The organism is Methanocaldococcus lauensis, assembly GCF_902827225.1.
In the GTDB taxonomy this organism is placed as follows: Archaea; AGJL01; Methanococci; order Methanococcales; family Methanocaldococcaceae; genus Methanocaldococcus; species Methanocaldococcus lauensis.
Window position 1 is genome coordinate 1,369,116 of record NZ_LR792632.1, and the last position, 21,489, is coordinate 1,390,604.

The window sequence follows — 21,489 nt, forward strand, 5'->3', positions numbered from 1 at the left end:
CACTTACTATCATTTCTCATTTTCATAGCATGAAAATAGGTTATCTTCCATAGTTTCCATTGGGAATACTATAAAATAATCAATTAATTCTAAATATAAAGCAGAGTTCCTTAGCAACAATTTATGGTAAGGTGGTGGTAAAATATGCATATTGTTGGAGTTTTAGATATTGCAAAGGATATATTAAAGGCAAATAAAAGATTAGCAGACAAAAATAGAAAACTTTTAAATAAACATAATGTTGTTGCCTTTGACTTTATGGGGGCAATAGGTAGTGGAAAAACATTATTAATTGAAAAATTAATTGAAAATTTAAAGGATAAATATAGAATTGCATGTATTGCAGGAGATGTTATAGCAAAATTTGACGCTGATAGAATGAAAAAGCATGGAGTTGAGGTAGTTCCATTAAATACTGGTAAAGAGTGCCACTTAGATGCTCACTTAGTAGGGCATGCATTAGAGGATTTAAATTTAGAGAATATAGATTTATTGTTTATTGAAAATGTAGGAAACTTAATCTGTCCAGCAGATTTCGATTTAGGAACTCACAAAAGAATTGTAATTGTTTCAACAACTGAGGGAGACGATACAATAGAGAAACATCCGGGAATTATGAAAACTGCTGATTTAATAATAATCAATAAGATTGATTTGGCAGATGCTGTTGGGGTAGATTTAAAAAAGATGGAAAATGATGCTAAAAGAATTAATCCAGACGCAGAAGTTATTTTATTAAGTCTAAAAACTATGGAAGGATTTGATAAAGTTTTAGAGTTTATTGAAAAGAGTATTAAAGAAATTAAAGAATCTAATAAATCATAACTAATCCTACTCCTCCCAATATGATGCCAAGAATTATTCTTAAATATCTTGGAGAAATTTTTTGATGAATATGTAATCCTAATTTTGAGGAGTATATTATTGGAGCTACTGTAATTAATGCTATTGGTATTGACACATAGCCAACATTATAAATATAATTTTGAGTGTTTGCCGTTAAGTATGTAATTATTCCACCAATTGAAATTAAAGGGACTACACTTATTGTAATTTTTATTACTCTTTTAATTGGATATTTAAATAAAGACATTATTGGAATAATGGTTATACCTCCGCCGATACCAAATAAACCTGCCAATGAACCAGCAATAACCCCACAAACAATAAAATGGACAATACTTCCATTATAAAATTTGTAATGATCTCTATTTTCTTTTGATTTTATTAAATATACACCAATTATTATTAAAAAAATTCCAAAGAGTTTTTTTAGGATGTAAGTGTTGATATAATTAACAACTAAAAAACTACTAAGTTTTGAAAAAACTAATCCTGTAATTCCTAATGCAATTATAGATTTCCACTCGATATTAAAATTTTCATAATGTTTCATATGTCTAATAAATGATACTATTGAATTTATAAAAACAACAAATAGAGATGTCCCTATAGCAAATTTTATACCATTAGGGATTCCTAAATAATTAAAAACTATTACTAAAATTGGAGCAACTAAAAAACCTCCCCCTAAACCACACAAACTTGCTAAAATCCCAATTATAAAGCCTAAAATTATAAACAAAGGTATAAATAAAAATATATCCATCATAATTATCATCTCAATTTTAAACACCCATAGCCATTCTAAATAAATCTCTAAGTCCTGGGGCTAATCCAAGAGCCATTATACAAAGTTTTATAATATTCCTTATATTTATGTCATCAACTTCTTTATTTAAAATATATAAAATTACTAAAACTACCAAAAGTTTAAAAGGAATAAAGGCATAAACTCCAAAGTGTTCCATTAAAAATCTTGGTATTGGATGTTGTTCCCAGTAACCATAAAGTCCAATTCCTATTGTTGTGGCTGATGCATCAATTAACTGCCCTATTATTACATAACTGTCAATTTTTGATTGAAAAATATTTAATTTTAATATTTTATCTAAATATTTAATTAAATAATAAAAAAATCCTACTAAAATTATAATATATAAAATTACTTCAAAATGTTTAAGATGTTGTAAAAATATGAAAATAAAATATAATAAAGGAATTAACCCAACTATTGCTGAAATCTTATAATAATTATCTTTGAAAATAATCCTCGTGGTTAAAATAGTTACTATAAATAATCCTCCAACTAAAAAAATAATTCCTGGTGTTATTGTTAAAAAACTTCTTTCAATATATCCGCAATCAACTAAAGCTCTCATCAATGCTATCAATACAGCAAATACAATTCCTGGAATTGCAAACTTTTCATCTATATTTACATTTAACTTTCTCAAAGCTCTATAAAATAAATACAATGCCAATGCTAAAATAGTTCCATAGGTTATTTCCTGAATTATGTTATAGCCAGTTCCATATTCTGCTGGATAAATATAATATTTGTAAATAAAATTTTTTATTTCCTCTATCATTTTGTCCCTCAAAAATTTTTATTATGTAATGTTATAATGTTAAATAGAATACTTTTGTCATTAGACCACCAAACATAATATTAAACTCCTCTTTAATCTCTAAGTTACTTTTTATTACTGCCTCTTTGAATAATCTATCCTCTCCTGTTATAACAATAAGCCTTGAATTTCCATGCATAATATTCTTTGCTGACATTAAAAATTCATTATATAGTTTTTTAACCATTCTTTTACTACCCATCCTTATGCCGTAGGGTGGATTTACTATAATAACATCAACACTATCAAATAAATCCTGCAACTTAGTAGCATCTCCACAGACAAACTTTATAGTGTCTAAAACTCCTGCACTTTTAGCGTTTTCTTTTGCTCCCTCTAAATATTTTTGGTTTTTATCTAAACCAATTATATTATAATAATTTTCTTTTTCAACAACTTCCTTTTTTACTTCATTTAAAAGATCTTCTCCAAACATATTCACAAATATAAATCCATATTTCTTTTCTCTAAATTTGCCGGGTGGGATATTTCTTTTTATTAATGCCCCTTCAATTGGAATTGTCCCACTACCACACATAGGGTCTAATAATATCTCATCATCCTTCCAATCACTTAAATAAATTAAAGATGAGGCTATAGTTGAATCTATATGTGCTGGATGATTAAAAACTCTATAACCTCTTTTATCTAACGCTGTATCTCCTGTTGTATCAATTCCAACTATTAACTCATCAAATACAACTTCCACTCTAACAATAACATCTGGATAATCTAAATTTACTTTTAATCTCACATTTTTATCTTTTTGATATGATTTTATTAACGCCTCTCCCGCAACTCTTCCAATGTCTATTGATGTAAAATTATGCTCTCCAATTCTTAACGGTCTAATGGCGAAACTTTGAGATTCTTTAATATAATCAGTCCAATCAATGTTATAAACTCTGTCATAGACATCTTCTAATGAGATATTTGGAATTTTTTCTTTATGCAATAAAATATTTAACCTTTTTATAGTCCTTGAAAAATAGTTAATCTTAGGAATTAAATATAGATCTCCATTGAAAAATATTCTACCCTTTCCTTCTCTAACTTCTCTAATTTTTCCTCCAAATTCTTCAATCTCTCTCTTAGATATTTTTTCCAATCCCGGAGATAATGTAACATAGAAATCCATAAAAATTCCTCGTTACAGTTTTATTATAGATAACAGGTAGACATATTTATATCAAATTTTACCAACTTAACATTTTACGAGAGTATATTTTTGATTACTTATTTAGGTACATTAGTACTGAATACAAATCGAAAAATATATATACTTATAAGTGATAAAATATAGTGCGTGAATTATACACAACTATTCACAGGTGAGACAATGGATGTAAATGAAATCAGAGAATATGGGAAAAAGTTAATGGAATTAATGATGTTAGATAAACCATTTGTTGCTGTAAAATTGGCAAAATCAAAAGAAGAAATACCTGAAGGATATGAGGAATTACCAGAAGAAAAAAGACACTGTGAAATGATTCAACTTGCAAGATTAGAGAGAAAGAAATTATATGCAACAGTTGATAAACATTTATGTAAGGGAGGGGCTTATGCTATAGGTATTTTTAAAAATCCACCAGAACCTTTAGCAACAGGAAAATTGTATGTTAAGTTAGGAAACTTCAAAGATGAGGAAGCCGCTAAAAAAACAGTTGATGCAATTCCAAAAGTTGAAGAAGAGATATATGCCTCAATATATGCTCCTTTAGATGAAACTGACTTTGTTCCAGATTCAATAATATTCATTGGAGAGCCATTATATGCATTAAGATTGGTTCAGGCAATGCTCTACCATAAAGGAGGAAGGTTCCAAGCAGATTTCTCAGGAATCCAGTCATTGTGTGCTGACGGTGTAGCGGCAGTTTATACAAGAAAAGCACCAAATATGACCTTAGGATGTAACGGTTCAAGAAAGTATGCTGGAATTAAGCCAGAGGAAGTTGTTGTTGCCTTCCCACCAGAAAAATTAAAAGACATTGTTGAAGCAATTGAACACTTTAGACAAGTATGGACTTGTGGTCATTAAATAAATTTATTTTAAATTTGGAGGGATAATATATGTCAAAAGTAAAAATTGAACTCTTTACATCACCTATGTGTCCTCATTGTCCAGCGGCTAAGAGAGTTGTTGAAGAAGTTGCAAGTGAAATGCCAGATGCTGTTGAAGTAGAATATATAAATGTTATGGAAAATCCACAAAAGGCTATGGAATATGGGATAATGGCTGTTCCTACAATTGTAATTAATGGAGAAGTTGAATTTGTGGGGGCTCCAACAAAAGAGGCATTAGTTGAAGCAATTAAGAAAAGATTATAAAAAGTGAAAAACTATGAAGTTAAGAATTGTGTGTAAGGATGAAAATATTTCTAACAATGATGAACTTTCCATAAAATGTGAGGTTTGTAGAGGAAAAGATATAGTAACAATGATAAAAATGCTAAAAGAAGAATATGATATTGATGAAGTAATTATACCAAACTGCGAAATCCTTAAACATAGATGTGAATATTTAATTCAATAATATTATTTATTTTTTATTCTAAAATTAATTTAAAATCTTATATATTTAAATATTGTATCAAACTTCGTTGTTTGATACCCTATAACTGCCCCTATCGATGATGGAACTGCAAAATCAAAGCCAAAAATCTCTGTACATAAAACAGCTCCTCCCAAAGGAGCATTAGTTGAGGCAGATAATGATGTAGCTATTCCTAAAACTATATATGGGACGGGATTAGCTCCAATAATACTACCAAATATTGCTCCAGAAATCGCTCCAATACACATAGATGGAAATATCAAACCTCCAGGAACTCCAGAACCTACTGTGAAAGATGTTGCAAATATCTTTCCAATAAGTATTAAAACCAATAATATCAAAGAATATTTTATAAAAAATAAATCTTTTATAAGATCTAAACCTAAACCAAAAATTTCTGGAATAAAGTAGCCAATTACTGCCACTATAATTCCACCAATCAATGTTTTAATACAGTAGGGTAGTTTAATAGTATCAAAGGTTGAAGATATTTTTCTATATGTTTTTATGTAAAGATATGCAATAAAAGAACAAAAAAACGCCCCAATTATAAACCAAATAAAGTCCATTGGATGTAAAGTATAGATAAAATAAACATTAAATAAATGTCTTTTTCCAGTGCTGAGATAATAAATAATATAACCTACGACACTTGCAATAATTGGGGGTAAAATGTTAATATAGCTAAAGTTTTCGTGCTCAATAATCTCACATGCTAATATTGCAGTTCCTAAAGGAGCGGCAAATGCCCCACTTAATCCTCCTGCAATTCCGGTAATTATAACTAACTCTCTATTTCTTAACTTCAATAATCTATATAGCTCATCAGCAAAGGATGCACTTGATTGAACACAAGGTCCTTCTTTCCCAGCACTACCTCCAACTGCTATAACTATCCCAGCCAATAAAACTTTTAAAAGTCCTTTAATCCAAGTTAATGGAATATTGTTATTTAACGCCTTTAAAACTCTATCTATCCCAGAACCTTTCAATTCATAAATGTAATCTACAAATAATCCACAAATAAAAAATACTATTGGAATTAATAAAATATTATTTTTTTCTGGGAAGTGTTCTATAATAATTGATAAAATAATAGAACTTAATCCTCCAACAATTCCAATTAGTGAGGCAATACTTATCCATTTTAACATTTTTATTAATCTATTTATTTTTTTACTAACAATATTCATAATCATAATATTCCTCCATAATAAAATAATTACTACTATATAATATAATATTTAATATTTTTTGAAAATTTATTTTAAAGTTTCTGGTGAAATTATGATTTCAAAGACAGCAAAAATAGCAAAAACTGCTGTAATCGTTGGAGATGTAACCATTGGAGAGTATTCTTCAGTTTGGTACAACGCTGTAATTAGAGGAGATTTAGAAAAAATAATAATTGGTAATTATTCCAATGTTCAAGATTGTTGTGTAATTCATTGCTCTAAAGGATATCCAGTAAGAATTGGAGATTATGTTTCAATAGGGCATGGAGCAGTAGTTCATGGCTGTATTATAGAGAATAATGTCTTAGTTGGAATGAATGCTACAATATTAAATGGAGCGAAAATTGGAGAAAATTGTATAATTGGGGCCAATGCATTAGTTACTCAAAATAAGGAGATTCCACCAAACAGTTTAGTTTTAGGAGTCCCTGGTAGAGTGGTTAGAACCTTAACAGACGAGGAAATTAAAAGTATAAAGGAAAATGCTTTAAGGTATGTTGAACTATCTAAAAATCTTAAATAAATAACCATAGAGCATAAATAATAAATAATAGGTATTTAAAATTTTAAATAAAAATAAATTGTAGGGTGGTATTTGTGGTAAATTTAGGATTTGTTATTGCCGAATTTAATAGAGACATAACCTATATGATGGAAAAAGTTGCCGAAGAACACGCTGAATTTTTAGGGGCTACTGTAAAATATAAAATTATAGTTCCAGGAGTTTTTGATATGCCTTTAGCTGTAAAAAAATTGTTAGAAAAAGACGATGTCGATGCTGTTGTGACAATTGGATGCGTTATTGAAGGAGAAACAGAGCATGATGAAATTGTTGTCCATAACGCTGCAAGAAAAATAGCAGATTTAGCACTACAATATGATAAACCAGTAACTCTTGGAATTTCAGGGCCAGGAATGACAAGATTACAGGCACAGGAGAGAGTAGATTATGGTAAAAGGGCTGTAGAGGCGGCTGTTAAAATGGTTAAGAGATTAAAAGTCTTAGAAAAATAAAATTTTTGGGATATTTATGATTTTAGAAGAAGTTTATGAAATTATTAAAAAAAGAATAGAGGAAAAGCCAGAAAATTCTTATGTGGCTAAATTAACAACTGATGATGAAAAAAAATCAGCCATAAATAAAATATGTGAAAAAATTGGAGAAGAATCTACGGAGTTAATTTTAGCCGCTAAAGATGACAAAAAAGATGAAATCATTTATGAGGCGGCAGATTTAATATTTCATACAATGGTTTTGTTAGCATACAAAAATATAGAGTTTAAAGAATTATTACAAGAATTTGAAAGAAGAAGAAAATAAAAAGAAATAAAAAACAAATTATATTTTAAAAATCTTTCTTTTACTTTCTTTTATTAACTCTTACATTCTTATATTATTTTTACTTAATAATCAAGACAGTATAAACTTATATATTTGTAACAAACTCCCAGAATGACTTAACTGCACTTGGGTTTTTAGGTCTTCTACTTTTAACTAAATATAGGTATCTTACAATGTCCAAATCTTCTACAGGAACTATTTTAACTAAACCAGCATCTTCTGCCTTTTTTGCTGGAATTTCAGAAACTATACTAACTCCATATCCCTCAGATACTGCTGTAATTACTGCTGAATGACTACCTACTCTCATTACTACATTTAAATCCATTATTGAATAACCTTTTTCATTTAATGCTTTTATAAACGCCTCTCTTGTACCTGAACCTACTTCTCTATCTATGTAATCCTCTTTTAAAATATCCTCTAATTTAGCAACTCCTTTTTTAGCAAGTGGATGATTAGGAGGAACAATTAAAACTAATCTATCTTTACCAATAATCGTATATTCATAATTTTTGTTTTTTAAGTAGCCTACTGCTGCTATGTCAGCCAATCCTTCATCTAACGCTTTGAAACATCTCTCAGAGTCAGATATAGTCATTTCAAAATCTACATTTTTGTATGAATTTTTGTATTCTTTAATTATTGAAGGGAGTATATGTTCTCCAGGAGTTGTAGAAGCATAAATTCTAATAATCCCCTCGGGATTTTCATGTATTGCTCTCATAAGCATTTTAGATTCATTTAACAAATCTAAAATTCTCTCAGCTCTTTCATATAAAATTTTTCCTTCCGGAGTTAAATCTACACCTTCTGGTGTTCTTAAAAATAGTTGAGCATCAAAAAATTTCTCTAGTGCTGATATATGATTACTTACAGTACCCTGCGTAATTCCTAATCGTTTAGCTGCCTTAGAAAAACTTTTTGTTTTACTTGCCACTATAAATGTTTGAAAATAACTTATTTTTGGATCCATATTATTCACCTATGTTTTGTATTTTGTAATTCCTATTAAGATAACTAATAATAGATATATATAAAGTTAATGTATTGTCATAAATTGAAAAACATAAAACTATCAATTGCTTATATATTAATATATATTAATATCCTGAAAAATCCTCTAAAACTACAATGTTCTTTTTTGTGTCATAAATAAAATAACTCTTGGGAGAAGGATTTACAATAATTGTTTTTCCTATTTTGTCAATACACCTACTCTCGTGTATATGACCACATGCACAGAATATAATATTATCATTAAACTCTTCAATTATTTTCCTTATAGATTTACTTCCAACATGAATATCATTATTTAAATCAATAATATCAGCCATAGTGTTATAAGGAGGGACATGAGTTATTAAAAATACATTTTTTAGATTTCTTACTAAATTTAAAAGTTTACAGTATAGTTCTTCCTCAGTATATTCATTTGGTGTATTAAAAGGAGTTTTATTACTTCCACCTAAACCAACAAAATTTATATTTTCAACTTTTTTTACTTTCCCATCTATGTTTAGTCCGTAATTGTTTAATTCATCTATAACTTCTTTAGTGTCACAATTCCCTGGAATGCAAAAAACATCCATATGGTCTGATAACTCAGACAACTTTTCTATAATCTCAATATTTCTTCCAAAGTGAGTAATATCTCCAGAGACTATTAAAACATCTGCAAAATCCTTAAATTCTTTAATTATTGGGGGAAATCTACCATGTAAATCTGTAATTCCCACGATTTTCACAAATCTCACCGTGAGTTTTATATACTTGAAATTAATTGATTATTTTATGAAGGCCCGAAACAGTTTCTTAATTTTTGTAACACCACAATATATAAATATCTTTAGTTAATTAACCGACGAGAGGGCTCTGCCTTCGAGGTTAATATAAATGCTTATAAATTTCATTTAAGGAGATGTTTCCTTTCTACCCAAGTCAATGAACCTATAACAGAAAGATTGGTATTCCCGATGAAGCTATGGGATGAAAACAACCCATTTTCATATCTATCGGATTTTATATAAATTAAGTTATTAAATGCTATGAAAATGAGAAACGGCCTTGGGATTCTCCCGATGTAGTAATATATGGGCGATTATAAACAATTATAAAATTTAGTTAGATATTTTTCATTATAATCGACTTTATAGACCACGTTGGGATTGGGCGTCATCAATTTCCGAATGGAAATCTCTGCCCCTGTCATGGACATAAAACCCTTATGGTTTTTAAGTTCTCGTCGCTTCACTCCGAGATAACCCCCGAGCCACCCATAATATCTTTGGTAATTCTTTAACTTTATCAAAAAACCATTTATCTTTAATGTTTAAAATTAGGTATTCTTTTCTTGGTTTTATCATTATTCTTATCTCTCTTTTGTCTTTATCGTATTTTATTAATGTTGTTTTAACTCTAACAAATAACCTTTTAACTATCGGTTTTGTTTTTGTTCTATAACCATTTTTATAATTCGATTTCCAACTATTTAGGATAGAATAGGAGGTTTTAATAATACCATCGATATAATGAGAGACATAATTCCAATTCTTTAGCAGTTTGTTTCTTAAATTTCTTTTGAATTCATTAGATTTCGGTAGTTTTGGTTTATCTTTTTTTAGTCCATTCGATATTATTCCAAATTAATGTCTATGCATTCGTTTAGTTTTTCTCTGCATTCGGTTAAAAAGGACTTAAGTTGATAGTTATGGCTAATCTTATAAGATATACTTGTCTATGAAAAATTAAACAGCTTCAAATGGCAATATTTCTCATACTTAACATTATTATTTTTAAATATACTTTCAACAGTGTTTAAAATCTCTCCATAACTATATTTTTTATTTAAATCTATATTATCCTTTAAAATTCTTCCAGCATCATCATCTCTCATATTTTTTATTAAAAATATTACAGAGCCATTTAATATTGTTGGATTTTTTAATATCTCATCTCTATCTCCATCTGTAATTCCCAAAATTTTTATTCCAAATCTTGATAATATATCTCCACATACTGTTGTAGTATCATCTCCTATTGTTATAGCACATATAACATCCTTATCTTTAATCATCTCTAAGACATCTTCTCCCGAGTGATTAACAAAAATAACATATCCTTCATTTATATCTTTATTAACAATTTTTGGTTTTGTAGGATGCCTCCTTAAAATTCCAGTTTTTATTACAGCCTTTTTTAAATCAATATTTTTTAATTTATTTATTCCTTCTTTTTTTAATTCTCCTCCAATAATATCAACAATTTTTCCATTCTCAGAAACTAAAATAACTTCATTACTATTTGCCTTTCCTATAACGACACCATTAACTAATATCGATTCTCCAACATCTACACCATGAACTTTTCTATAAACTCTCTTCTCATTTTCCCAAATCTCTAAGCCGTTACTTATGCATCTTTCAATTCTCAAATTTAATTCTTTTGATAGATAGTTAGCAATATCTTTTACAATTTTTGAGCCATTATCGTTCCAAATTATTATTGTTCCATCTTTTTCTCCAGGTCTTTCAATTTGAATAATTGGTTTATCTATATTTGCTCTTTCAACTACAATCTTTCCAAAAGTATGTCCAGTAATCTTTGACTTTCCATAGTTCATTAATATTAAAATATCACTGTCAGATAACTTCTTTAAAGATTGAGAGGGCATTAATTTTTCAGAAATGTCTATAATATCTTCCAATTCATTATCTATAACTGCTACTCTTCCCATTGTTCCTCCTAACTTAGCCTTAACTTCTCCAAATTTCTTTAATAAATTTATAATTTTTAATGCGTAGCCGCTATCAACAATCTCTGGACCATGAACAACAACCCCTATTTTCATTTAATTCACCATCTTATACTTCCATCTCCATAAACCTTTTTTTATCCATTCTTCTCCTAAATTATTCTTTTTAGCGAATTCCTTTAAGATATTTTCCCATTTTACCCATAACTCTGGAAATTCTTTTTTAATTTTATCCATTTCACCCATTTCCATAGCTGGACATATAAAACATCCGATTCTGTCGAAGCCTTTTTCATACAGTTTATTGTAAGGAGCTTTCTCCTTTAATAAATATATCCAAACGTGTAAAGAACTCCAATGATATATTGGTAAAGCATTTATCTGTTTTTTAATGTAAGTATTTCTATAAATCATTCTTTTTTTTGCTCTACTAAAACTTTCATACTTTCTAATTCCAACAAATGCTAAAACATCATCTTTATAATTTTCTTCAATAAATTTTTTTAAAGGTTCCAATTTACAAATTTTAGAACACCATCTATTATCTCTTGAAGGAATTCCGTATTCTCTAACTTTCTCCCAAAAATCTTCGCCTTTTAATCTTATAATTTTAATATTATAATATTTTTCTACATCTTCAACATTTTTTAAAGTTTCCTCAAACTCTAAGCCAGTATCTATAAACACAACATCAATATTTTTTCCTAATGCTTTTAAAGTTAAAATTAATGTTGCTAAACTGTCCTTTCCGCCAGAAAACGCTACCATAACTGGCTTTTTTAATTTTTTATAGGTATTTTTTATAAATCCAATGGCATTTTTTTCATAGGATTCAATAACTCCTTTATTAGCCTTAACCATTATGTTAAAAGCCTCCTCTAAGTTGTTATAAATCTTTTTAGGTTTATAATTTTCATTTTCATTATCAGATTTAATAAAAAATCGAACCTTAACAACTTTGCCTTTTTCCATCTCTTTAATTTTTTCAGAAGAAACTACAGATAAACCTACACCAACTACTCTGTTATTTTCATCTAATATAATAACATCATCTTTTTCTTCAATATCATTAGTAAATTCAACGATTCCGGGCTTTAAAATAGAACCTTTTCTATTTTTTAAAATATCAACTATATCGTTTTTTATTTTGACTATTTTTTTATATGCTCCCTTTTCCATTAAATCTCTCGCTCCACTTAATTTTAATTTAATTTTCCATTTTTCTTTATTTTCATCAAAGTATAAGATATATTTAACTTCTCCATCAACTATAACTTCATATGCCTCTTCATTTCCGGGCAGTTTATTTAATAAAATTATTTTTCCATTTAATACATTTTTTGCACCAAATTCTTCCTCAATGACTTTGTTTATAAAATCAATATCATACTGAAATCCTAATCTTGGATCTCCTGGAGGTGTTAATTTTACTTCTTTAGCCTCAGAACCACAAACTTCGCAGATTCTACCTAATAAAGGAATATTACAATTATTACACCACTTCACGTGAATCTTTCCAATGTATGTTTTCATAAGTATCACACTTAAAAGAAACTTTTTTATACTTAAATTAATAATAACCAAATAATTATTAAAAAGGTGAGTAGTTATGGACATTACACAATTTATTCCTGACATTGGAGGAGGATTTATTATTGGTTTTGTTGTAGGATGGGCTGCAAAAAAGGCGATAAAAATAGTAGCGTTTTTAATAGGTATCTATATATTAAGCTTACTTTACTTAGCAAAAATAGGAGTTATAAGTATCAATAAAGATGCTTTTTTAGCATTAATTGGAAACTTTGAAAGTTCTTTAATAGTTTTTGGAAATAAACTTGTTGGTTTAATACACTCCCTTTCATTTGGAACTTCATTTTTAATTGGCTTTGGGTTAGGATTTAAAAAAGGTTAATTTTATTGTTTATAAAACTCTTTTTATTGCATTCCAAACTAAATAACTTTGAGGCTTTAAAGTTCCTTCAATTGAATTTAAGAATAATATATTCTTTTTAACTAAATACATATACACTGGAAGTGGAATTTCTCTTTTTGAGATTTCATATTTATTTTTAAACATTTTTAATGCATTAATTATATCCTCTTTTTTAACCTCTATGACTTTATTTCTTATTTCTATTTTTGGCTCAATATAATCTAAAATATCTAAAAACATCTCCAACTTCGAAATCTCATCCTTAAGCATAAAATTTAATATCTCATCTAATTTATTATACCTCATCTCATCAATTACACTATAAATGTCCAAAGGCTTCCCACCAACATAATAATATATTTTCTCTTTTTCTTCATTTGAGAGTTTTTTATTTAAAATATTTTTTGCTAAAAAATCCATAAACTTTAAAGCCGTTTCCTTATCAAAATCATCCACTAAAATATATTTAGCTCTACCTTCTAACTCCCCAGCATTATAAACATACTCAATAAACAAACTATCTGAAGAGATACAAAAGACATGACAGAGATGTTGGACTTTAGTTAAAGCTACTAAAAATTGAAACAAACTCCACAATAGTAATCTATTTCCATTTAATGTTATTTCTTTAATCATCTGCAATTCATCGAATATTAATATTGGCTTTTTACCCTTTTCATTTAATTTAGCAAATAAATATTCAATATATTGATATACATCTCCAGATTTATCTTTTTTATTGAAAATTTTATCAAAAAATGGTTTAGGGATTTTTATCGACATACCCAAATAGAATTTACTAACCTCTTCAGAACCTTTAACTAACAAATCAGATAATGATTTAGCATACTCCCTAAAATCATCAATATTAGATTTTTCATCCACTTCAAATAGGCATTCAATAAAATTATCAACATTTACAACATTCCTTGCTCTAAAATCTATAAAAAATAGTATATACTTATTTTTATCCAATCTATTTGTTATAATCTCTCTAATCACTGTTGATTTCCCACTATTTATAGGTCCAAATATAAAATAAATAAAATTTGGCTCTCCTTCTAAAATGGATAAGATTTTATTAATCTCCTTCTCTCTATTGAAGAATTTCATAATAACACCTTAAAATTTAATTGAAAAAGAAATTAATTAGGTTCAAAAACTAATTAAGATTATGTTGTTCTTACAGTTCCTGTTTTTTCTTTTAATTTAATTCTTTAGTTTTTTCTTCATATTTTAATTAAATTTCTGGTGTTGGAGGAAGAGTTCTTTTATGCTCACTCTTTTTAATTAAATCAAATACATGTTCAACATCATCTATTGGAATATTTAGCTCTTTAGAAATTTCTTCTGGATTTTTTCCTTCTTCATACAATTTCAATATTTTATCCAAAGTTTCATATTTAATTCCAAGCTCTCCCTCATCAGTTTGCCCCTCCCAAAGTCCTGCTGATGGGGGTTTTTCAATAATCTCTTTTGGAACTCCAAGATACTTAGCAAGTTCTCTAACCTCTGTTTTAAATAAATTTCCAATGGGTCTTATATCACAAGCAATATCTCCATATTTAGTTCCATATCCTACATAAATCTCTGACTTATTAGATGTTCCTGCAACTAATAGATTATATTTGTTTGCAAAATAATAAAGAATACACATTCTAATTCTTGCCTTTAAATTTCCATCAGCTATTTTATCAAATTCTTTTGTTGGAACATAACCTCCAGCACCAAATGCCTTTAAAATATCTGTTATCTCTGAAATAATGTATTTTATATTTAACTTTTCAGCAATCATTTTCGCATGTTCTACATCTTTAGGATTTGTATTTTTCTCTGGCATTATTATACCTAAAACTTTATCACTTCCAAGGGCTTTAACACATAGATAGGCGGTAACTGTAGAATCAATTCCCCCACTTAGTCCAATAACTACACCGTTAGCATTAGCTTCTTTAACCTTTTCTCTAATAAAATTTGTTATTTTCTCAATAACGTCATTAATATTATTCATTGTTATCACCCTTAAAAGAATTTTTTTTCTTTTTTATAATACTCTCTAAATACTTTAAATTCTCCTCAGTTCCAAACGCATATATTATATCTCCAGGTTTTAAAATAAATTCTGGATATGGATTTATATAAAGTTTATTTCCTCTCTTTATTCCTAAAATTGTAGCTCCAGTTATAGCTCTTATATTTGACTCTTTTAATGTTTTATATGCTAATTTAGAATCTTCTTCAATGACATATTTTTTTAAATCAATATCTTCTTTATACTCATTTTTAGCAACTTTAATAAATGTGCTTAGGAAGTCTAAAATTCCAGGTCTAACAGAGACTTCTGCCATTCTTAAACCGCCAATTAAATAAGGAGATACTACTCTATTAGCCCCTGCTATTTTTAATTTTTTTATAGCCTCTTTTTCATCCGCCTTTGCAGTTATTAAAATATTTGGATTTAATTCTCTTGCAGTTAGTGTAATAAAAACATTGTCAGCATCTGTTGGTAGTGTGGCAATTAATCCCTTAGCCTTATCAATTCTTGCCTTTTTTAATATCTCATCTTTTTTAGCATCTCCTACTATATATAAAAACTTATCAGGATGCTTTTCATATTCTTCTTTTAAAACATTTTCATTAATGTCAATTACAATAAATGGAATATCTTCTTGAATAAATTTCTCTCCTATAACTTTTCCTAATCTTCCATATCCACAAATTATATAATGATCTTTTAATGTTTTAATTTTATGCATCATCTTTTTCATTTTCATAAACTCACCAAACTTCCCTTCAACTATAAATTCTGCTATCAAACTAAATAGATACATTACTATTCCAACGCCAACACATAAGTAAATTACAGTCAATAACCTACCCCAAAATGTTTTTGGAGTGAAATCCCCATAACCTGTTGTAGTTATTGTAATAATACTGAAATATAAAGCTGTAAAATAGTCAACTGATTCAATAACACTTATTAAATATGCATAAGTTAAAATTAATGCAATTGAAAGTATAACTACAACTATTATCTTTTTTGATGCTTCCATACTTTCACATTTTTAAGGATTTTCTATCCTTTCCTTTAATTTATGGACATTTTCAGCATACTTTTTATTAAATATATTAGCAATTCTTTCTATGGCATCCAATAGATTTAAAAGTTGCTCTAAATAGTAATAAATATCTCCAGAGTATGTTTGAATCTTATAATCCATATATAGTGTCTTAGAAATTTGTCCAGGCGTTTTTTTGCTTAATCTTAAATTAACAATTAATTCCAAAATCTTTTCTTCAACATTTACTCCCTCAAATTCAACAATTATTGAAATTAAATCATCCTTTAATTTTTTATCTCCAATCTTTTCAATTTTTTGCAAATTTTCTCTTATTACTTCCAAAGCGTCAAAGAATCTCGAAGGAATATTTATATTTAAAATTTTTGAAAGTTTTACCTTTAAATTATTTGATATATAGACATTTTCAAAAGGCATTATTTCTGTTATTAATTCAAGTATTGGCTTATTTTCTAAAACTCCTTCTTTAATTTTTTCTGCTATTTTTGGATATAAAAATGAAATAGCAACAGATTTTCCATAATTTGTTAGTTTTACTTTATCCTTGTATATTTTTATCATAGAATAACTCTCTAAACTATTCAAAATTTTATTCAATTGAAAAACCCTTCCAAGATATGGTACTCTATCAATATCTTTTATATTTTCAATTCCCGCAGAAATTGTGGCTAATATTTGCTCTTCCTCTTCATCTTCGCTATATTCAACTTTTACATCTTCAGGAACTGCATTTAATAATTTAAATGCCACTTCATCCTCAGTATTCTCCATTTTCATGTGATACTTTTTCCCAATCTCCACTAAAAGATAAACCTTTCCAATTTCGTGCATACCCTTTCTCCCAGCCCTTCCACACATCTGCTGAAACTCTGCTGGATTTAACCACTCAGCCCCCATAGCCAAACTTTCCAATATAACTGTTGAAGCAGGAAAATCAACACCCGCTGATAAAGCGGCAGTTGTAACCACACATTGAATTTTTTGATTAGCAAAATCTTCTTCAACTTTTCTCCTTCTTAAATACTCCATACCTCCATGATAAAATTCAGCCTTAATCCCCTTAGATTTTAAAGATTTTGCTATATATTCAGCCCTTTTTCTTGAGTATGTGAAGATTAAACACTGTCCCCTATAACCAAACTTTGAGATTGTTTGCCACTCTCTTTTAACTATATCTCTAATTATATTTAATTTAGCAAACTCATTTTTACAGAAAATTATGTGCCTCTCTAATGGAACTGGCCTTCCATTGTATAAAACTAATTTAGCATTTAATTGTTTAGATAACTCCTTAGGATTTCCAATTGTTGCAGATAAATATATCTTTTGAGCATCTTTAAATAAAAATCTTAATCTACCAATTAATCCATCTAATCTCGCTCCTCTCTCCTCCATATTCAAAGAATGAATCTCATCAATTACAACAGTCCCTACATCTTTTAATTTTTTAGTTCTAATTAAATAATCTATACCTTCATAAGTTCCTACAATAATCTCTGCATCTAACGATGTTTCAATATCATCTGACTTTTTTCCAATTCTTCCCAAACCTACTCTTAAACTTACTTTAAATCCTAATTTTTCATATCTTTCTTTAAATTCTAAATATTTTTGATTAGCCAATGCAACTAATGGGACTAAAAATAGAAACTTTTTTCCCTTCTCTATCAAATTTTTAATTCCAGCCAATTCTCCAATTAGCGTTTTTCCCGAAGAAGTTGCTGAGACAATTAATAAATCCTCTCCTTTTAATAAACCTCCTTTAACAGCCAATGTTTGGACGGGCAAAAGTTCATAAATTCCTCTATCTTTAATTATTTTTCTAAGTTCTTCAGGTATATTCAATTCATCTATCTTATAATTTCTAATTTTGTCCTCTTTGCTACAAGTTATTATGTCATATCTTGTTAATTCTGGATTATTGAGTGGATTTCTTATTCTTAGTAAAGATAAAACTTTATCAACATCTTTAAATCTTCTTAAAAACTTTTCTATAAACTCTTCATTAATTTTAACTTCCTCTCTAATCTCTCTAACTCCACAATCAATACATATTTCTAAATTTCCATATTTGCATCTATTATTTCTTGTTAATCTCTTGTAAATGTTTTTTAATAAACAAAATGGACATAATTTTATATAATCAAACTTTAAATTGTAAGATTTTAAGAGTTCTCCAATCTCTTCATTTCCTTTTAATATAAATATATCCTCTCTTTTTAGCAGTTCTATAACCTTAGATGGCTGAATTAACTTATCTCCTAATCTACATCTGTATAGTTTGTATTTGTTACCAATCTTCTTATAGTTTGCAAATATTTTTTGATTATCTTTAATCTCTACTCCGTCTTCTATCTTACCATTAACTTTAACTATTTCAATTTCATCTTTTTTCTTTTTTGGTTTTCTAATAATAATCATAATAAATCACCATTAAAAATTTATAAAAATAAAAACAGTAATAAAGAATAATTGAAGATAATAAAAATTATTAGCATTAGCTTTTATATATTATAATATCAACAGTTTAGGGGGAATACTATGAAAATTATAAAAATTATAAAATCAAACAGAGGACAAATTTCTTTAGAATTTTCTTTATTAGTTATGGTTGTTATAGTTTCAGCTTTAATTGTTTCATATTATCTAATATCTTCTGCTATTGATGTACGAAAGGCTGATATGGCTACTATTAATGCCACATCTAATGCGGCTAAAGATGCTTTAAGTACAGTTTCATAATTAAAATAAATAACAACCTTATTAAGGGAAAGATATGTTACTAATAGGGATTACTGGAATGCCCGGAGCTGGAAAAAGTGCAATATATGAAGTGGCAAAAAAATACAACTTGCCAGTTGTGTCTATGGGGGATGTTGTCAGATATGAGACAAAAAAAAGAGGTTTAGAACTAACTCCTGAAAATGTTGGAAATACTGCTATAAATTTAAGGAAAGAATATGGAAATGAGGCTATTGCTGTAGTGTGTTTAAAATACATTGAAAATAATTTAAAAGACAAAGATATTATTATAGTTGAAGGTATTAGAAGTTTATATGAAGTTAATTATTTTAGAAAACATTATCCATTAGTTTTAATAGCAATTCATTCTTCTCCTTTAACACGATTTAAAAGATTGGTAAATAGAGGTAGAGAGGATGATTCAACAAGTTGGGAAGTGTTTGTAGAGAGAGATTTAAGGGAATTGGGGTTTAGTATTGGGCATGCCATTGCCTTATCTGATTTTGTTGTTATAAATGAGAGTAGTTTTGAAGATTGTATAAATCAATTGGATAATATTTTAAAAGAGATTTTAAGCAATATTGAAAAATATAAAAAATATAATTTTATTTTTGAAATCCTAAAATAATATTGACTTTTATAATATCACTCAATAACAATTGGAGGCATATAAATAATCAAATATATCCCTACTGCTAAAAAAACTAACGAAATAAACAATAATAATAAACCAATATATATATTTATATCAAATATTCCAACAAATATATAAACTGAAATTTGTGATAACACAATAGATGTTGATATTAAAAATGAACCAATAATTAATCTTTTTTTTCTCATATTTTTAATTTTTTTTAACATTTCTAACAATTTTTTATCATTCTCAGCCATTATTTCACCTTCTTGTTAAAAAAAGGATATACTTCAAGACCTATCTTTAATGCTATCTCCTGAGATTTTACATCACTTAAAAAAACTCTACCCCCATATTTAATACCTAGTACAATAGCTTTTGCAGAATTTAGGGGAATATTGTAAATTTCATGTAAATCTCTTGCAAGGTCTTTTTCGACCTCGTTGAGTTCAACAATAACAATTCCTCCAGGTAAAAAATTTCCCAATTCACAACCTTCTGGAACATACACTGTGGTATGTAATTTTTCAAGATCTTCAATGGTAAAAATCCCATTATCAGCTATATCTGGTGTTCTTCTAAATAGGGGAGGAATAAATATTATCATTAATGTAGAGGCTGTAGTTGTCGTGACAATAATAGCATCTTTTACTTTTTTTTTGTCAATTACAATTACTAAAGGAAATTTCATTATCTCCATTTTTTTATTTTCTGAAGTAGTTTTTGTATTAGAAGTTTTTTGTTTCAAATTATATTTCAAAGACCTACTTTTTATTTTTTCTTTGTTGATAACTCTAATTTTTTCTCGAGTATTTTTCTTTTTTGTTGGTATTTTATTTATATTCATTTTTTTTGAAAATGATGTAGTAAAATTTATGCCTTCTACTTTTGCCAGTCCAATAATGTATGAGTTTCCTACTTTAAGTACAGGCTTTATTGTTATATTTTCATCTATATCTCTCCAAGCGTAAAGCTTTAGGTAAAAAATAGGAACCTCATCTGATATGATATTAAATGATTCACTTATATTTTCATTTGGATTTAATATATAAGTATAATTTCCAAAATTTATTTTTCTATTATTTACTTTGGCCCAATAACTAACATTTACATTTAATGATACTGATTTATCGTTTTTTATTGTATATATTGCTATCCATTCTATTGAACCATTACTTAAAATTCTATTTGACTTTATTATTGAGAATGGTATTGGTAAGGAATATCTTATTTTCACTTTTCCAGGAACTTCAAAACTTATGTTATGTTCCCCAAAATATAAAGTTGGAGAACTATCAATTTTTGATAAAGTTATTATTTTGTAGGAATGAGCAGGAACTAATACTGAAATGTTTTTAATGTTAAATCCATCTGGAAATGAAACATTAAATAATATATCATAAGAGTAATTATTGATTATTTTATAATATACTTCCCATTCTCTTTCGCTAATCTTATTTGCAGAAATAGTTATAGATAAATTAAATTTTTTAGGGGGGAGGTTAATGGTTATGTTTTTTGGATAAGGAATATAAATAGAAATATTCCCATAATATATATAAATGTTAAAAGACTCTGGATTTTCATAGTTTATATATAATTTAGAGATATCTACATTTTGAGAACCATTTGGATAAAATACAACTTCTCTATACTCGTATATTTCTCCATAGATTAAAGAAAGCAATACAAACAATGCTACTATCAAATATACTAATTTCATATTCCCCTAATTTAC

General features: G+C 27.7%; 25 protein-coding genes and 1 pseudogene. 10 read left to right on the plus strand and 16 right to left on the minus strand.

Annotated elements, in window-relative coordinates; all coding sequences use genetic code 11:
* Positions 1-9 precede the first annotated feature (9 nt).
* On the minus strand, positions 10-150 hold the full coding sequence (locus tag KMP69_RS07180) for a hypothetical protein (RefSeq protein ID WP_214399782.1): 141 nt from the start codon (positions 148-150) through the stop codon (positions 10-12).
* On the opposite strand from KMP69_RS07180, the gene hypB reads away from it, so the two are divergent.
* Positions 145-825 carry a hydrogenase nickel incorporation protein HypB gene (hypB, locus tag KMP69_RS07185; protein ID WP_214399783.1) on the plus strand — a complete coding sequence of 227 codons (681 nt, stop codon included), beginning with the start codon at positions 145-147 and terminating at the stop codon, positions 823-825. The genes KMP69_RS07180 and hypB overlap by 6 nt on opposite strands.
* On the opposite strand, the gene KMP69_RS07190 is transcribed toward hypB, so the two are convergent.
* From KMP69_RS07190 to trm14, 3 genes are read right to left on the minus strand one after another with little or no spacing between them, the layout of a single operon-like run.
* Entirely contained in the window at positions 812-1,612 is an 801-nt protein-coding gene (locus tag KMP69_RS07190; protein WP_250543597.1) for a sulfite exporter TauE/SafE family protein, read from the minus strand. The genes hypB and KMP69_RS07190 overlap by 14 nt on opposite strands.
* Before the next feature lie 16 nt (positions 1,613-1,628).
* Positions 1,629-2,432 carry a DUF63 family protein gene (locus KMP69_RS07195; RefSeq protein WP_214399784.1) on the minus strand — a complete coding sequence of 268 codons (804 nt, stop codon included), beginning with the start codon at positions 2,430-2,432 and terminating at the stop codon, positions 1,629-1,631.
* A gap of 31 nt (positions 2,433-2,463) precedes the next feature.
* Positions 2,464-3,609 carry a tRNA (guanine(6)-N2)-methyltransferase gene (trm14, locus tag KMP69_RS07200; RefSeq protein WP_214399785.1) on the minus strand — a complete coding sequence of 382 codons (1,146 nt, stop codon included), beginning with the start codon at positions 3,607-3,609 and terminating at the stop codon, positions 2,464-2,466.
* 201 nt (positions 3,610-3,810) lie between these two features.
* Between trm14 and KMP69_RS07205 the strand changes: the two genes are divergently transcribed.
* From KMP69_RS07205 to KMP69_RS07215, 3 genes are read left to right on the plus strand one after another with little or no spacing between them, the layout of a single operon-like run.
* A complete protein-coding gene (locus tag KMP69_RS07205) occupies positions 3,811-4,512 on the plus strand; it encodes a DUF169 domain-containing protein (RefSeq protein WP_214399786.1) in 702 nt (233 codons plus the stop codon).
* Positions 4,513-4,544: 32 nt separating this feature from the next.
* Positions 4,545-4,802 carry an MJ0307 family thioredoxin gene (locus KMP69_RS07210; protein WP_214399787.1) on the plus strand — a complete coding sequence of 86 codons (258 nt, stop codon included), beginning with the start codon at positions 4,545-4,547 and terminating at the stop codon, positions 4,800-4,802.
* Positions 4,803-4,815: 13 nt separating this feature from the next.
* Positions 4,816-5,007 (plus strand): hypothetical protein, encoded by a 192-nt coding sequence (locus KMP69_RS07215; protein WP_214399788.1) that lies wholly within the window; start codon positions 4,816-4,818, stop codon positions 5,005-5,007.
* A gap of 29 nt (positions 5,008-5,036) precedes the next feature.
* Here the strand turns inward: KMP69_RS07215 and KMP69_RS07220 are convergent, their stop codons facing one another.
* Positions 5,037-6,227 (minus strand): chloride channel protein, encoded by a 1,191-nt coding sequence (locus KMP69_RS07220; protein WP_250543598.1) that lies wholly within the window; start codon positions 6,225-6,227, stop codon positions 5,037-5,039.
* Positions 6,228-6,315: 88 nt separating this feature from the next.
* Here KMP69_RS07220 and KMP69_RS07225 point away from each other — a divergent pair, with 88 nt between their 5' ends.
* The 3 genes from KMP69_RS07225 (at position 6,316) to hisE (ending at position 7,584) form a co-directional block, all read left to right on the plus strand.
* A complete protein-coding gene (locus KMP69_RS07225) occupies positions 6,316-6,786 on the plus strand; it encodes a gamma carbonic anhydrase family protein (RefSeq protein ID WP_214399789.1) in 471 nt (156 codons plus the stop codon).
* 74 nt (positions 6,787-6,860) lie between these two features.
* A complete protein-coding gene (gene ribH / locus KMP69_RS07230) occupies positions 6,861-7,277 on the plus strand; it encodes a 6,7-dimethyl-8-ribityllumazine synthase (protein WP_214399790.1) in 417 nt (138 codons plus the stop codon).
* A 16-nt stretch (positions 7,278-7,293) separates the two neighbouring features.
* Positions 7,294-7,584 carry a phosphoribosyl-ATP diphosphatase gene (gene hisE / locus KMP69_RS07235; protein WP_214399791.1) on the plus strand — a complete coding sequence of 97 codons (291 nt, stop codon included), beginning with the start codon at positions 7,294-7,296 and terminating at the stop codon, positions 7,582-7,584.
* 106 nt (positions 7,585-7,690) lie between these two features.
* Here the strand turns inward: hisE and KMP69_RS07240 are convergent, their stop codons facing one another.
* The 5 genes and pseudogenes from KMP69_RS07240 to KMP69_RS07255 all read right to left on the minus strand — a co-directional run bounded on the left by KMP69_RS07240 (position 7,691) and on the right by KMP69_RS07255 (position 12,892).
* Entirely contained in the window at positions 7,691-8,581 is an 891-nt protein-coding gene (locus tag KMP69_RS07240; RefSeq protein ID WP_214399792.1) for a selenium metabolism-associated LysR family transcriptional regulator, read from the minus strand.
* A gap of 127 nt (positions 8,582-8,708) precedes the next feature.
* The gene (locus tag KMP69_RS07245; protein WP_214399793.1) at positions 8,709-9,353 is read right to left on the minus strand and encodes a metallophosphoesterase; all 645 of its coding nucleotides are present in this window, start codon (positions 9,351-9,353) and stop codon (positions 8,709-8,711) included.
* A gap of 543 nt (positions 9,354-9,896) precedes the next feature.
* A pseudogene (locus KMP69_RS08165) lies at positions 9,897-10,336 on the minus strand (RNA-guided endonuclease TnpB family protein); the annotation flags it as partial.
* 6 nt (positions 10,337-10,342) lie between these two features.
* Positions 10,343-11,455: a DUF2117 family protein gene (locus KMP69_RS07250; protein WP_214399794.1), complete on the minus strand. Its 1,113-nt coding sequence runs from the start codon at positions 11,453-11,455 to the stop codon at positions 10,343-10,345.
* On the minus strand, positions 11,456-12,892 hold the full coding sequence (locus KMP69_RS07255; RefSeq protein WP_214399795.1) for a phosphoadenosine phosphosulfate reductase domain-containing protein: 1,437 nt from the start codon (positions 12,890-12,892) through the stop codon (positions 11,456-11,458).
* Positions 12,893-12,968: 76 nt separating this feature from the next.
* Between KMP69_RS07255 and KMP69_RS07260 the strand changes: the two genes are divergently transcribed.
* The gene (locus KMP69_RS07260) at positions 12,969-13,271 is read left to right on the plus strand and encodes an FUN14 domain-containing protein (protein WP_214399796.1); all 303 of its coding nucleotides are present in this window, start codon (positions 12,969-12,971) and stop codon (positions 13,269-13,271) included.
* A gap of 9 nt (positions 13,272-13,280) precedes the next feature.
* Here the strand turns inward: KMP69_RS07260 and KMP69_RS07265 are convergent, their stop codons facing one another.
* From KMP69_RS07265 to KMP69_RS07280, 4 genes are all read right to left on the minus strand, one after another.
* The gene (locus tag KMP69_RS07265) at positions 13,281-14,405 is read right to left on the minus strand and encodes an ATP-binding protein (protein WP_214399797.1); all 1,125 of its coding nucleotides are present in this window, start codon (positions 14,403-14,405) and stop codon (positions 13,281-13,283) included.
* A 127-nt stretch (positions 14,406-14,532) separates the two neighbouring features.
* Positions 14,533-15,303 (minus strand): NAD+ synthase, encoded by a 771-nt coding sequence (locus tag KMP69_RS07270; protein ID WP_214399798.1) that lies wholly within the window; start codon positions 15,301-15,303, stop codon positions 14,533-14,535.
* Entirely contained in the window at positions 15,296-16,345 is a 1,050-nt protein-coding gene (locus KMP69_RS07275) for a potassium channel family protein (RefSeq protein WP_214399799.1), read from the minus strand. The genes KMP69_RS07270 and KMP69_RS07275 overlap by 8 nt, the downstream gene beginning before the upstream one ends.
* Positions 16,346-16,357: 12 nt before the next feature.
* Positions 16,358-18,793: a DEAD/DEAH box helicase gene (locus KMP69_RS07280; protein ID WP_214399800.1), complete on the minus strand. Its 2,436-nt coding sequence runs from the start codon at positions 18,791-18,793 to the stop codon at positions 16,358-16,360.
* A gap of 120 nt (positions 18,794-18,913) precedes the next feature.
* Between KMP69_RS07280 and KMP69_RS07285 the strand changes: the two genes are divergently transcribed.
* Positions 18,914-19,114 (plus strand): class III signal peptide-containing protein, encoded by a 201-nt coding sequence (locus KMP69_RS07285; protein ID WP_214399801.1) that lies wholly within the window; start codon positions 18,914-18,916, stop codon positions 19,112-19,114.
* Positions 19,115-19,148: 34 nt separating this feature from the next.
* Complete coding sequence (locus KMP69_RS07290; protein ID WP_214399802.1) at positions 19,149-19,742, plus strand: AAA family ATPase; 594 nt, start codon at positions 19,149-19,151, stop codon at positions 19,740-19,742.
* Between the two features lie 17 nt (positions 19,743-19,759).
* On the opposite strand, the gene KMP69_RS07295 is transcribed toward KMP69_RS07290, so the two are convergent.
* Both KMP69_RS07295 and KMP69_RS07300 read right to left on the minus strand, forming a co-directional pair.
* A complete protein-coding gene (locus KMP69_RS07295) occupies positions 19,760-20,008 on the minus strand; it encodes a hypothetical protein (RefSeq protein ID WP_214399803.1) in 249 nt (82 codons plus the stop codon).
* A complete protein-coding gene (locus KMP69_RS07300; protein ID WP_214399804.1) occupies positions 20,008-21,474 on the minus strand; it encodes a hypothetical protein in 1,467 nt (488 codons plus the stop codon). The genes KMP69_RS07295 and KMP69_RS07300 overlap by 1 nt, the downstream gene beginning before the upstream one ends.
* Between the last annotated feature and the right edge of the window lie 15 nt (positions 21,475-21,489).